Genomic DNA, 14,393 nt, shown 5'->3' with positions numbered 1-14,393 from the left:
GTCCAATATGTCTATGATTGCAGAGGATACATTCATGTGTGATAGGGAATGGGGCCATACCGAATTTGAACCTAAAGCCTTGCGCAATTTACTCGGTTGTTATCCAACAGGGGTCGCGGTTGTGATCACACGTGCAGCGGATGGCCGTGACGTTGGGTTAACAATTAACTCATTTGCATCGTTATCACTCGACCCACCATTGGTGTTATGGAGCCTAGTTAACCATTCACCAAATTTATCTGTGTTTCGTGATTGCCGTCATTTCACTATCAATATTTTAGGTAAAGAGCACCAAGAACTGGCCATGCGTTTTGCTAACCCACGCATCGAAAATAAATTTGCAGATGTGGCGACCCATGTAACGCCAGAAGGTGTCCCCGCGCTACATGGCGCGATAGCCACCTTAGTTTGCGAAAATCATAAACAAGACCATATCGGTGATCACCTATTAATGGTGGGACATGTTCGGCGGATTAGCAGTGAAACAGGTAAGCCGCTGGTTTTCCATGGTGGCACGTTTACCGCTTTACATGAAGCCCTTTAGGTGTAGGAGAGATTATGAACCAGCCAGCATTGATGACATTCGTAAAAGAATTGCAACAGGGCAATATTCGCGTTGTTGACTTGACGCAGACATTATCCCCATCGTTTCCTGCCTTGCAGTTACCCGAACAATTTGGGCAAGTATGGTCATTTAGTATGGAACAAATTTCCCGCTACGATGATAACGGCCCTGGGTGGTATTGGAATAATTTTAGTTGTGGGGAACATACAGGAACCCATTTTGATGCACCAATTCATTGGATAAGCGGCAAGGACCAAGCCAATAATACCGTAGATACGATCCCTGTCGAAAATTTTGTGGCACCAGCGGTTGTGGTCGATGCCAGCCAAGAAGTGGCTAACAATGCAGATTGGGTACTGACGGTAGAGTTTCTACAACAATGGGAACACAAACACGGCAAAATCCCAAAAGGGGCATGGGTATTATTTCGGACGGATTGGTCAAAAAAGGCCGATAACCCTGTGGAATATGTAAATATGCACGAAGATGGTGCACACACACCCGGACCATCGCAAGAAGCGGTTGAGTGGTTGATTCATGAGCGTGATGTGAAAGGGTTTGGTGTTGAGACTATTAATACTGATGCAGGGCAATCTTATCGCTGGCCAATTGCATATCCCTGTCACACATTGATGCATGGCAGCAATAAATATGGCCTGCAATGTTTAAAAAACCTCGATAAATTACCTGCAACTGGCGTCGTCATTGTTGCCGCTCCTTTAAAAATTGAAGGGGGCTCAGGTAGCCCATTACGTGTACTAGCGCTGGTGGGGTGATTTATGACAACACACTCTCACCCTCAAGTCATTGTTGTTGGCAGCGGGATGAACTCATTAATGTGTGCCGCCTTATTGGCGGTACGCGGTAAATCAGTACTGGTTCTAGAGCGTAATGACCGCTTAGGGGGCTGCATTCGTACTGAAAATTTATTTGAGGGGTATACCCACGACTTACTGTCTTGCTGGTATTCGTTATTCGTAGGCAGTCCCGGTTATCAGGAACTCGAACCTTATTTAAAAAAATATGGTTTAGAGTTTTGCCAATGTGATTATTCGACAGGGTTAGTTCAGCCAGATGGTCAGTCTGTTGCATTAAAGCGCGATATTGCTGAAGCAGCAAAGCAACTTGATAGTTTAGCACCGGGAGACGGTACGGCATTTCGTAAAATGGCAGAGACGCTATTTAACCAAGACGCAGCACTGACATTTGGTTTATTAGGTCAAAACCCATACAGTGCGGGCATGTTGAAATTATTATTTTCGCAATGGCGCAAACGAGGTGTAGATGGGTTATTGGATTTTGCTAAGTCTGGAATAGAAAGCTTTCGCCGTTGGTCTGAGCGTGAGCTACAACATGATTTTAGCCGAGCTTTAATGGCGCCTTGGGTATTACATACAGGGTTAGGGCCTGATGAAGCGAGTTCTGCGCTAATTGGGAAACTCACATTTGCAGCGGTAGTTGCTGGTGGTATGCCTGTTGTAAAAGGTGGGAGCGAGCGCATTGTTGAGGCGTTTTCGAAGGTCATCGAAGCCCATGGTGGGCAGCTCAAAACAGGGATGCACGTTGAAAAAATTATTACTCAAGGCCTCGGGAAGAATAGCCGAGCAACAGGGGTTAGGGCTAATGGGCAGGACATTAGCGCTTCAGAGAGCGTGATATGCAATGTTACCCCGACTCAGTTATATGGCGTATTGCTTGATAATGTTTCCCCACAAATAAAGCAAAGGTCAAACGGTTATCGTTATGGGCGTGCGGGGATGCAAATCCATTTTGCACTGAGTGCTCCTCCTCCTTGGTGTAACCCTGAGCTTCTTCATGTTCCTTTGGTTCATTTTACGGAAAGTATGGAACAGGTTTGTTTGTCTGTGGCCCAAGCGAATAACGGTTACTTACCTGATAAACCGACGTTTGGTATTGGTCAGCCGACAGCGCTTGACCCAAGCAGAGCCCCCGATGGAGGGTGGATTTTATGGGTTCAAATGCAGGAGCTTCCTCGCACCTTAAAAGGTGATAGTGCTGGTGAAATTTCAATTCCAGAAGATGGAAAGTGGAATGAGCAAGTGCGTGAAGCAGTAGCTGATCGGATACAGCAGCGTTTAGAACAAGTTATGCCGGGGTTCTCTTCACTGATTGTCGGCCGTAAAGCGATTTCTCCAGCTGATCTTGAACGCTATAACTGCAATCTCGTCGGCGGTGATCCTTACTCAGGGACTTGCTCACCAGACCAATTCTTTTGGTTACGCCCTTTTGCGGCGACGGGGCAAACAAAAGCACATCAAACAGCAGTAAAAAATCTCTTTCATATTGGCGCATCAACACATCCCGGCCCCGGGCTTGGTGGTGGCTCTGGTTACCTTGTTGCACAAAAATTGGCAGTCAAACGTAGGACATAAATAAATCAGCAATGGATTTGTACTATCGCAGGCAAAGCACACACAGTAAGACAACCCACTATGGCAGGAAATATGATGAAAACAAAAATAATCAGTAGGCTTGTTGCAGGTTCGTGTCTCAGTATTCTTTCATTTGGTGCGGTCGCTACCGAAGGTGGTGGATTAGGTGTTTATCCCGATGGTCTCGAAAACTTTATGTCAGGGGCGCTACCACCACAAGGTGTCCATGTACTGATGTATGGTGGAAATGCGCATTATGACAGTATTCGCGATAACAAAGGGGATAAAATCCCTGTGCCTGGTTTTAGTGTAAATGTGAATGTATTAGCGCCAAGGCTGATTTGGGTGACAGACCAAAAAGTGTTTGGTGGTGACTTAGCTTTCCATACGATTGTGCCATTATTGGATGTTACCGCAAAGGCAGCAGGTCAGAAAGACAACAGCCGTGGCCTTGGCGATGTGACATTTGGACCAGCCTTAGGTTTTCATCCATCGGCAGATTTACACTATGTGGTGGGGTTAGATGCCTACGCCCCAACAGGGAAATACAGTAAAACTGACCCATCAAGTCTGGGGAAAAATTACTGGGCATTACAGCCTGTCTGGGCAATAAGTTATATTCCCCCAATTGGTGTGAATGCCGATTTAAAAATGATGTATGATTTTAACTTCCGTAATAACGATACAAAAACACGTTCAGGCCAAGCATTTCATGCTGATTATGGCTTAGGCTGGGGCTTTGGAAATGGTTGGGTTGCAGGGATTGGCGGGTATGCTTTTATGCAAACAACAAATGATAGTGGGCCAAATTCAGCACAAGGAAAAGCCCGAGCCTATTCGATAGGGCCATCCATTCGTTATGCCAACCCTCAAGGCTGGTTATTTACGGCTAAATGGGAAAAAGATTTTGAAGTGAGAAACCGCCCAGAAGGATCGCAAATTTATTTAAAAGCGGCCATTCCATTCTAACGAGTATAATAAATTAAAGCCCTACACCGTGTTAAAATAGCGATGTAGGGCTTTGTGTAAGACATCATTTAGGCTTTTTTCAGACTTTGGCTCGGCGTTTCACCATATCGTTGTTTATATTCCGCACTAAAACGTCCCATATGAGCAAATCCCCAACGTAATGCGACTCCCGTGACACTGGTCGCTTCCCCAGAAAGCAGTTCGGCTCTTACCCGTTCCATTCGTAAATCGCGTAGATATTGCATTGGGCTAATATCTAAAAACTCTTTAAAGCCGGCATATAAGCTACGTAAACTGACTCCCGCAATGTGGGCTAGTTGCTCAACTGTAATAGGTTCATGGGCATGAGCTTCTAAGTATTCCTGCACACGCCTGACATGGCGAGGACGGATTGTGGCTCTGCGCATTCCAGAATCTTCAGTATAGTTATGGCCTTGGGTGGAGAGAAGAGTGACAGAAACCAATTGCTCAACTTGTGTGGTGATCAACTTATGTTGTAGTAGATCCGGTGTACGTGTAGCACATTCAATTAAGTAATTCATTAAGGTGCGCCATGCAATACAGGATTGCCATGCAAAACCCAACTGAAAAACTAATGGTTTATCTAAAGTGTGTCCTAGCTGGCCAACTAAAGACCGTTCTAGTAAGGAGCGAGAAATACGCAACATAAACTGATCGTTATCGCTATTCCAACGCATGGTTGTTGATTCTTCTGGGCTAAGTAACGATGCCATTTGTGGTGTGGACTCTATACATTTTCCGCCACTTTCAATGGTCGCACTGCCAGACAACGGCATTTGTACTAGGAAAAAGTCCTGCAGTTGCCCTGGAGCAATAGTAACATCAGCGCCATATCGTAGACGGCTCAGCGAAATATCCCCCATGGGAATATAATGCATACGGGCATCAAGGCGTTGATGTGGGTTGAGTAAATGAAACTGATGGGGCTTCATCACCCGACCAACCATGGACTTGATCTCCTCGGGATCTGCGGATGTAAACAATAAGCGCTCGGAAGAACAGAGCTGATTTTCAATCTGAGGTGCAGGTGAATGGGGCCACGAGTTGCTCAACATCGGAGGTACCTCCAAAATTATTTTTCAGCTTTATTTCATATTTGGTCAATCTTTAGCTGCATTGTTATCATTTTTTATATTTTTTATAAATTAATTCAAATGGTTATTGTATACGATTAATGATGTGACACTTCTTTTTAAGAGAAGAGTGATCCACTATTCAGGATAAAAGCAGTTATATTCCGTTTTTAATTAACATCTCATTAATTATTTTTTAACCAAATGTGAATTGAACATAGCATAAACAGTTTTCCTTACCTAGCTAAAAACGTGCAGAAACTATCCAAAAAATGCAAAAAAATAGAAACTATGTGGTTATTGTGATGGTGCTAACAATATAAAATATAACGTTATTTTAATAATTTAATTAGCTAATTATTCATGATTTATCATGTTGTTGTTTCTATTTATCTATCGGTTAGTGAATTTATCAATTTAATTATCTAGTTAGTTTTGTTATGTTGAATTAAATAGCTAATACCTTTATTTTTATAGGGGTTATTTACTGCAATTATATTATTTGTTGCATCATTAATTTATTTTTTGAGGTTAATTCTTTTCAGTTATTTTGCTGAAAAAGAGTATTTTCTAGTTGTTTTCATTGGCGATTTGTCCCCTATCTGCAAGCCTTATCCACTCTCTGCATAAATCTAATATCCATGATTAATCATGGATTGACCTTTCATTAACAAAAAGGATACAAGAAAGAAACACAAAAAAGATAAAAACGTTCTGACGTTTACGGGTGAGGTAAAAATGGCTGAGCGATCGTTTATACAAGAAGTTGAAAAATTACGACAAGGGCAAGGGGAAACGTTTAGTGGTGAAGGCATTCTTGCTGTCACAAAAGCACTATTGGAATCAGGTGTTTCTTATGTTGCTGGCTACCAAGGTGCGCCTATTTCACACTTAATGGATGTACTTGCTGACGCACAAGATATTTTATCTGAGTATGGAATACGTTTTGAAAACAGTGCCAGTGAAGCAACGGCGGCCGCAACCCTCGCGGCTTCCGTGAACTATCCTCTTCGCGGAGCAGTAACTTTTAAAGCAACTGTGGGTACTAACGTCGCTTCTGATGCTCTAGCAAACCTAGCCTCTGGCGGGGTACTGGGTGGGGCACTGATCATTGTTGGGGAAGATTACGGCGAAGGTTCGTCTATTATGCAAGAGCGTAGCCATGCTTTCGCGATGAAGTCTCAAATGTGGCTACTTGACCCTCGTCCTAATTTGCCATCTATTGTTCAAGCGGTAAAAGATGGGTTTGATCTTTCTGAAGCGAGTAATACGCCTGTCATGTTACAGATGCGTATTCGCTCTTGCCATGTTCATGGGCAATTCATTTGCTCTGATAATCAACACCCTAAATTTACCGTAAAAGATGCCCTCGAAAACCCGACAAGAGACGTTAGCCGTATTGTTTTGCCGCCAGCAAGTTTCTTGCACGAAAAAGAAAAAATTGAAGCACGTTGGCCTGCTGCAATTAAATTTATCCAACAGCGTGAGCTGAATGAATTTTTTGCTGAAGACGCAGAAGATGTGGGCATTGCATTACAAGGGGGGTGCTATAACACGTTGATCCGCGCTTTAAACCAAATTGGATTAGCGGATGTTTTTGGTAACAGCCAAATACCGTTATACGTGATGAATGTGGCCTATCCTCTAATTGATGATGAATTTGAGCGTTTTTGCCGCAATAAAAAGGCCATTCTTATTCTAGAGGAAGGGCAACCGAACTTTGTAGAGCAAAACGTAGCAAATATCCTACGCCAACGAAATATTGATATTGAATTACATGGCAAGGATATGTTGCCGATGGCAGGTGAATACAATACAGCGACTGTGCTTGCTGGCTTGCGTTCTTTCCTTGAACATTACGGAAAAATTGAGCCTCAAGTTAAAGCCGCTGCAAAGCAAATCCGTATTCCAACCATTAACATTGCCACTCAACAGCTTGATGACCCTCTACCTGAATATGTGAATGCAGCAGAGCCAACATTAGATAGCTCGGTACATGCACGCCCACCCGGTTTTTGTACTGGCTGCCCAGAAAGGCCTATTTTTACTGCGATGAAACTGGTTGAACGTGAATTGGGTGAACACCATGTCAGTGCAGATATTGGTTGCCATTTATTTTCCATACTGCCTCCTTTTAATTTAGGTAATACCACCATGGGATATGGGCTGGGAGGTGCGGGTGCTGCGGCCTTGAATGCAAAAGCAGGGAAGCGCGCTATTTCAGTTATGGGTGATGGCGGCTTTTGGCATAACGGCTTAACCAGTGGTATTGCGAATAGCGTGTTTAATCGTAGTGATAATTTAACCATTGTTGTTGATAACAGCTATACATCAGCAACGGGTGGACAAGATATTCTTTCATCAACCGCTTTAAACCCAACGCGTAGCACGGGCCATGAAATCGAAAAGGCCGTGAAAGGGGTCGGTGTGAATTGGGTTAAAACCATTAAACACACTTATGACCTGAAAACCATGACTAACACATTACGTGAAGCTTTAACTACTGATGAGAAAGGGCCAAAAGTTCTCATTGCACAAAGCGAATGTATGTTGAATAAACAGCGACGTGAAAAGAAAAAGGTTCGTACTGATGTTGCTGCGGGTAAACGAGTCGTGCGTGAACGTTTCGGTATCGACCCTGATACATGTACGGGAGATCACTCCTGTATTCGTTTATCAGGGTGCCCATCTTTATCCATCAAGCCCAACCAAGACCCATTGAGAACTGACCCAGTTGCAACAGTAATGGATAGCTGTGTGGGCTGCGGCTTATGCGGTGAGGTTTCTCATGCCGCTGTTTTATGCCCTTCATTTTTTAAAGCCCAGATTATCACTAATCCAACTGGCTGGGACAAGCTATGCCACCGTATTCGTGGTTGGTTTATTGGTTATTTACAACGTCGTGATTCGCGTCGTCGTGAACAATTCAGTTTTTAAGGGGGAATAAATGCTTTCATCCTCAATAGCATTGCAGCCCATCAAAATAGCGATTTTAGCGATGGGTGGTGAAGGTGGCGGAGTTCTTGCGGATTGGATAGTCAATCTAGGCGAAGAAAATGGTTATTTTGCGCAAACAACTTCAGTACCTGGTGTTGCCCAGCGTACGGGAGCGACGATTTATTATGTCGAGTTATTTCCTGGCGCAGATAACTTACAAACGCCACGCCCAGTTTTAGCCCTGATGCCTATGCCGGGTGATGTTGATGTAGTACTGGCTTCTGAGTTAATGGAAGCGGGCAGAGCAGTTCAACGGGGTTTTGTTACACCAGAACGGACGACCTTAATCAGCTCGACACACCGTGTTTACTCAATTGCTGAAAAGTCAGCGATGGGAGATGGGCGCGTTGATAGCCAAGCACTTATTCGTCACGCAAGTTCATCTGCCCGCCAGTTTATTCATTTTGATATGTCACAAGCGGCACAGGATACAGGCAGTGTCATCAGCGCGGTTCTATTTGGTGCGTTGTTTGGTTCAGGGGTCTTACCCTTTAGCCGCACGCAATTTGAGGAAACGATTGTTCGTGGTGGCGTCGGTGTAAAACCAAGCTTGCGTGCTTTCGCATTAGGTGCTGAAAAGTCAGTACACCCGGAAGAGCCTTACCAAGCGCCATCAGCACAAAACGTGATGCATACACCTAAAAACAAGCAAGTTTCAGCGTTACTAGCGCGTGTCAAAAATGAATTTTCTCCTCATGTGCATTATCTGGTCATCGAAGGCATCCGTCGGCTTATTGATTACCAAGACCCTGCTTATGCCACGTTGTACTTGAATCGCCTTAATAACCTGTTTGCGCAAAATGGTGGCCAAGATGAGCGGTTACAGCGGGCACTTGCACGCCATTTGGCCCTTTGGATGTCTTATGAGGACACCATCCGTGTGGCTGACCTGAAAATCCGTGATAGCCGATTTGCGCGAGTACGCGATGAAGTACAGGCAAAAGATAACCAATTATTGAATATCAATGAATTTATGCATCCACGCATTGAAGAAATCTGCGAAACGCTTCCCAAAAATTTAGGTCGCTGGTTAATGCGTCCACATTGGTTACACAAAGCGCTTCGCAAAGTGACAGAAAAAGGGCGCACCATCACTACCAGTTCTTTCTTTGGCTTTTTACAGTTGTATCTATTAGCTGCTTGGCGAAAAGGACGGCGTTCGACGTTACGTTATCAACTTGAAACACAACGGATTGAAAAGTGGCTAGAGCTAGTGGCTCAGGCTGCACAAACCAACCCTGCACTAGCTGCAGAAATTACGCAGTGCCAGCGTGTGGTTAAGGGGTATAGCGATACACATGCTCGAGGGTTGCGTAATTTCCAAATATTAATGGATATCGTTGCCCAGCAGGGTAGCAAGTTAGCGCCAATTAATTTGCGGGAACTGCGTGAAGCTGCATTGGCTGATGAACATGGAAAAGAATTAGAAAAATGTCGCCAACGGCTGGCTATAAATTAAGGGTAAATCATGAGCTTACTGAAATTTTCTAGACCACATAAAATTCATTTTTCGCAGTGTGACCCTGCTGGGATCGTTTTTTATCCCCAGTATTTTGTGATGTTTAACAACCTACTTGAACACTGGTTTGATGAACTCATTCCTCAAGGGTTTGCCGGTTATATCCTTGAACAACGGTTTGGGTTGCCGACCGTGCACTTAGACGCTGAGTTTACCGCGATTAGCCGTATGGGGGATGAAGTGATGCTAGAGCTTCATGTCGAACGTATTGGTAGCAAATCTTTGACCTTACGTCAGCGCTGCATAGGGCGAGAGGGGGAATTACGCATGCAAGTGACACAAACTTATGTCACCACCTCGCTAGTGACACATCAAGCTATTCCTATACCCGACATTCTTTATCAGGCGTTAACTGCTCAACAACCCGTAAGCGCAAAAGGGGAAATATGATGAATATTGTATGTATTGGTGGTGGGCCTGCAGGCTTGTACTTTGGGTTACTGATGAAACGGCAAAATCCTCAAAATCGGGTTGTGGTAGTGGAACGCAATCGGCCATATGACACTTTTGGGTGGGGGGTCGTATTTTCAGATGCAACACTGCATAACTTACGCCGTGCAGACCCTGAGTCGGCAGAGACCATTGCTGCGGAATTCAGTCACTGGGATGACATTGATGTGCATTTCAAAGGGACTTGCCACCGCAGTGGGGGGCATGGCTTTATTGGTATAGGGCGTAAAAAATTACTCAATATCTTGCAAGACCGCTGCCTTGAACTAGGTGTCGAGCTAGTATTCGAAACTCAAGTCACGGACGATCAAGACATCGCCCGTCAGTACCAAGCCGATTTAGTCATTGCGTCCGATGGTATTAACAGCGCGGTACGTACGCGTTATGAAGAGGTATTTAAACCAGATATTGACCCGCGTCGTTGCCGTTTTGTTTGGTTAGGTACTAAAAAGATTTTCGATGCATTTACCTTCCTATTCGCCGAAAATGAACACGGTTGGTTCCAAGTTCATGCCTATCAATTTCAAGAGGGGTTATCAACCTTTATCGTTGAAACGACAGAAGAAACTTGGCTAAAAGCAGGTATTGACCAGATGTCGCAAGAAGATGGGATTACCTACTGTGAAAACTTGTTTGCTCCATGGCTTGAAGGGGAAAAATTGATGGCTAATGCTGCGCATTTACGTGGCGCAGCAATTTGGATCCGTTTCCCGCGGGTCATTTGTGATAACTGGGTACACTGGACTCAACCAACATCAGGGAAAGATGTACCTATCGTGTTAATGGGGGATGCGGCTCACACTGCGCACTTTTCTATCGGTTCAGGCACCAAATTAGCCTTAGAAGATGCGATTGAGCTGTGTGAAAGCCTGAAAACTGCAAAAGGTGATTTACGCAATGGGCTAGCACATTATCAGCAAGTACGTAGCGTGGAAGTCCTGAAAATTCAGAATGCGGCGCGTAATTCCACCGAGTGGTTCGAAAATGTTAGCCGCTATGAAAACCTTGCTCCCGAGCAGTTTGCTTATTCTTTGTTAACGCGCTCTCAACGTATTTCCCATGAAAATCTGCGTGTTCGTGATACTCCTTGGCTGGAAAAATACGAACAGTGGTTCGCCGCGCAAGCGGGTGTCACACCGCCAATCAATATACCGCCAATGCTGACACCTTATCAGTTACGTGGGGTTACCTTGAGTAACCGTGTGGTGGCTTCACCGACCTTATTATACAGCGCCAATCAAGGCGTGGTTGAAGACTTCCATTTGGTACACCTAGGGAGCCGTGCGTTAGGAGGAATAGGGTTAGTCATGGCAGAAATGACGGCTATCGCCCCAGATGCACGTGTCACTGAGGGGTGTGCTGGGTTATGGAATGACGAGCAAGTCTCGGCTTGGCTGCGCATAACGACTTTTATACATCAAAATACCAGTGCCAAAATTGGTATTCAATTGGGTCATGCTGGGCGTCGAGGGTCAACTCAGCGTGGTTGGGAAAATGAAAACCACCCGCTGAAAGAAGGGAACTGGTCACTAGTTTCTGCTTCTGCTCTACCGTATTTACCCAATATTTCACAAACACCGGCAGAACTTACTGAAGCACAAATGGCAATAATAACTAACCAATTTGTCGCTGCTGCCAAGCGTGCTGAGGCAGCAGGGTTTGATTGGCTTGAATTACAAGCTGGTCATGGTTATTTACTGTCGAGCTTTATTTCTCCATTAACCAACCAACGTACCGATGCGTATGGCGGGGTGTTAGAAAATCGCCTGCGTTTTCCATTGGTAGTGATCAGCGCAGTACGCCAAGTGTGGTCAAAACCATTGTCAGTACGTCTTTCCAGTACCGACTGGGTAGACGGAGGGACCACTGTAGATGATGCGGTGCAAATTGCTCGTGCGATGAAACAAGTGGGAGTCGACATGGTGGATTGTTCTTCAGGGGAGGTTTCGCCGCAACAGCAGCCGGTGTATGGCCGGATGTACCAGACACCAATGGCTGACCGCATTCGTAACGAAGCCGGGGTCCCGGTGATCGCCGTTGGGGCGATCACCGACGCTGACCAAGTTAACAGCATTATCGCAGCAGGGCGGGCAGATTTATGTGCATTGTCGCGTCCATTGTTATCTGACCCAGTATGGTTATTACATGAATGTGCTCGCTATGGCTGGGAAACACAGTGGCCAGCAGCGTATGAATACGGGCGCCAACAGCTTACCCAATCGTTGAGGTCACGCTAAGAGCGTTGGCAAATGAAGAGGAAAATAGCATGAGAACACAGTCCCATGACCAATATCGTGAAAATGTGGCGGGTCGAGCTGATGTAGCTGACACCCCTGAACTTGTCGCGTATTACCAACAACTGGATGCACTAAAAACTGGCGCTTTATGGACAGTCGCAAACAAAATAGAGCCGTGGCAACCTCAGTCTAGTTCTGTGCCAGTTTTGTGGCGTTACCGTGACCTACGTGAGCATGTGTTGCGTTCGGTGGAATTAGTGACCCCAGAAAAAGCAGGGCGTCGAGTGATTTACCTGAATAACCCCGGTCGTCAAGATGTGGCGGCCGCCGTGGGGTGGTTGTATTCCGGTCTGCAAGTCATGCATCCCGGAGAAGCCGCTTCTGCTCATGCTCATTCCTCTTCGGCGTTGCGTTTTATTATGGAAGGTCGTGGTGCTTATACCATCGTAGAAGGGCAGAAAATGATGCTAGAAGCTAACGACTTTGTACTCACACCTAACGGCACATGGCATGAGCATGGGGTAGCGGAAGATGGTTTACCGTGTATTTGGCAAGATGGCCTTGATATTCCATTGGTTAATGCCATGGAGGCCGGTTTCTATAAAGTTCACCCTGATTTACACCAAGTACAGACACGCCCACTTGATTACCCTGTTGGCATGTGGGGCGGCACTGCGTTAAGGCCACATGATATCGGCTGGGATAAACCGTATTCCCCATTATTTAAATACCAATGGGGGCCAACTTACGATGCATTACGTCGTGCGGCAAAAGTCGCGGATGGCTCGGTATTTGATGACATTTTGATGCACTACACCAACCCATTAACGGGAGGGGCAGTGATGCCGACAATTGGGGCTAGTATGCAATTGCTACGACCGGGGTTTGTGGGCAAAGCCCATCGCCATACGGGGAGCTTTATTTATCAAGTTGCGAAAGGCCAAGGTTATTCAGTGATTAATGGCCAGCGCTTTGATTGGCAAGAGCGTGACATTTTCTGCGTACCGTCGTGGATGTTCCATGAACACGTCAATATTTCACAAACGGATGACGCATGTCTGTTTTGTTTTAATGATTTACCCGTGATGCAGTCTTTAGGCCTGTATTACGAAGAAGCCTTAGTAGATAACGATGGGCACCAAAAGGTGGCCTCTTAACAGGCTGAGTTATTGATAACAATTTTGTCTGGTTTTAATTAACTAATTTTACGTGAAACTGAGTGCAATTCTAAGTGGCACTCAAGGAGAAATCATATGCGCTTAATAACTTACCGTTCTGATGTAACTGCCGCTGCTCGTTTAGGGGCTATTGTTGACCAGCAAGTCGTGGATTTAGCTCGTCTAGCTGAAGAACAGGGGCAATATCTACCAGATAATATGTTGGATTTTATTGATTTAGGCCCTCAAGGCGTACGCGTGGGTACTGAGTTGCTTAATATCTACCAAGGGTTATTTCCTGCGGGTACGGCATGGCCAGTGCAAAATGTGAAAATTTTAGCGCCTATTCCTCGTCCGCGTAAAAATATTTTTGGCATAGGTTTAAATTATGTAGAGCATGTTGCTGAGTCCAGTCGTACTTTAGATACTTCGAAAGAATTGCCTAAACAACCGGTTATTTTTTCTAAACCGCCAACGACCGTAATTGGCCCTGGAGATGCTATCGAACATAACGGGCAGATCACCCAACAATTAGATTGGGAGGTCGAACTTGCTGTGGTCATTGGGACTCGTGCGAAAAGGGTTGCAGCTAAAGATGCCCTCAATTATGTATTTGGTTATAGCTTGATGATAGATATGAGTGCGCGTGATTGCCGCCGTGCTGGGCAATGGATTTACTCTAAAGGGCAAGACACTTATGCACCGTTTGGCCCATGTATTGTAACTGCTGATGAAATCCCTGATCCCCATAATTTAAACCTGAACTTAAAAGTGAATGGTGTGACCAAACAGGATTCAAACACCCGTCATATGTTATTCAATGTGAATACATTGATTGAAGATATCAGCCAAGGTATTACGTTAGAGCCAGGGGATATTATTGCTACTGGGACGCCTGAGGGGGTTGGTGCAGGGCGTTCTCCTCAAGAGTGGGTTTGGCCGGGGGATGTGATAGAGGCCTATGTTGAACACATTGGTGAATTGCGTCATCCGGTTGTGTCAGTGTAAGGGG

Annotated in this window: 11 protein-coding genes; 10 read left to right on the top strand and 1 reads right to left on the bottom strand. The window is 45.2% G+C overall.

Going from position 1 to position 14,393, the window contains the following annotated elements; genetic code table 11:
* Positions 1-7: 7 nt before the first annotated feature.
* The 4 genes from M1F14_RS00830 (at position 8) to M1F14_RS00815 (ending at position 3,927) form a co-directional block, all read left to right on the top strand.
* Positions 8-544 (top strand): flavin reductase family protein, encoded by a 537-nt coding sequence (locus tag M1F14_RS00830; protein WP_225833164.1) that lies wholly within the window; start codon positions 8-10, stop codon positions 542-544.
* A 14-nt stretch (positions 545-558) separates the two neighbouring features.
* A complete protein-coding gene (locus tag M1F14_RS00825; protein ID WP_042848463.1) occupies positions 559-1,341 on the top strand; it encodes a cyclase family protein in 783 nt (260 codons plus the stop codon).
* 3 nt (positions 1,342-1,344) lie between these two features.
* Positions 1,345-2,958: an NAD(P)/FAD-dependent oxidoreductase gene (locus M1F14_RS00820; RefSeq protein ID WP_042848461.1), complete on the top strand. Its 1,614-nt coding sequence runs from the start codon at positions 1,345-1,347 to the stop codon at positions 2,956-2,958.
* Positions 2,959-3,030: 72 nt separating this feature from the next.
* A complete protein-coding gene (locus M1F14_RS00815) occupies positions 3,031-3,927 on the top strand; it encodes a transporter (RefSeq protein ID WP_048608771.1) in 897 nt (298 codons plus the stop codon).
* Positions 3,928-3,995: 68 nt separating this feature from the next.
* Here the strand turns inward: M1F14_RS00815 and M1F14_RS00810 are convergent, their stop codons facing one another.
* Positions 3,996-5,003 carry an AraC family transcriptional regulator gene (locus M1F14_RS00810; protein ID WP_042848460.1) on the bottom strand — a complete coding sequence of 336 codons (1,008 nt, stop codon included), beginning with the start codon at positions 5,001-5,003 and terminating at the stop codon, positions 3,996-3,998.
* Between the two features lie 756 nt (positions 5,004-5,759).
* On the opposite strand from M1F14_RS00810, the gene M1F14_RS00805 reads away from it, so the two are divergent.
* The 6 genes from M1F14_RS00805 to M1F14_RS00780 all read left to right on the top strand — a co-directional run bounded on the left by M1F14_RS00805 (position 5,760) and on the right by M1F14_RS00780 (position 14,389).
* Positions 5,760-7,958, top strand: coding sequence for an indolepyruvate ferredoxin oxidoreductase subunit alpha (locus tag M1F14_RS00805; RefSeq protein ID WP_042848459.1), 2,199 nt, complete (start codon positions 5,760-5,762; stop codon positions 7,956-7,958).
* A gap of 10 nt (positions 7,959-7,968) precedes the next feature.
* Entirely contained in the window at positions 7,969-9,477 is a 1,509-nt protein-coding gene (locus tag M1F14_RS00800; protein ID WP_166685584.1) for an indolepyruvate oxidoreductase subunit beta family protein, read from the top strand.
* Positions 9,478-9,486: 9 nt separating this feature from the next.
* Entirely contained in the window at positions 9,487-9,927 is a 441-nt protein-coding gene (locus tag M1F14_RS00795; protein ID WP_042848455.1) for a thioesterase family protein, read from the top strand.
* Entirely contained in the window at positions 9,924-12,224 is a 2,301-nt protein-coding gene (locus tag M1F14_RS00790; protein ID WP_232370512.1) for a bifunctional salicylyl-CoA 5-hydroxylase/oxidoreductase, read from the top strand. Before M1F14_RS00795 ends, M1F14_RS00790 begins: the two co-directional genes overlap by 4 nt.
* 29 nt (positions 12,225-12,253) lie before the next feature.
* Entirely contained in the window at positions 12,254-13,381 is a 1,128-nt protein-coding gene (locus M1F14_RS00785) for a cupin domain-containing protein (RefSeq protein ID WP_042848452.1), read from the top strand.
* Between the two features lie 96 nt (positions 13,382-13,477).
* The gene (locus M1F14_RS00780) at positions 13,478-14,389 is read left to right on the top strand and encodes a fumarylacetoacetate hydrolase family protein (protein ID WP_042848451.1); all 912 of its coding nucleotides are present in this window, start codon (positions 13,478-13,480) and stop codon (positions 14,387-14,389) included.
* Positions 14,390-14,393 lie beyond the last annotated feature (4 nt).

It is taken from the genome of Providencia sp. PROV003, from assembly GCF_045040775.1.
Taxonomy (GTDB): Bacteria; Pseudomonadota; Gammaproteobacteria; order Enterobacterales; family Enterobacteriaceae; genus Providencia; species Providencia huashanensis.
The sequence above is the reverse complement of the archived record's forward strand: the minus strand, read 5'-3'. Positions and strand labels throughout refer to the sequence as shown.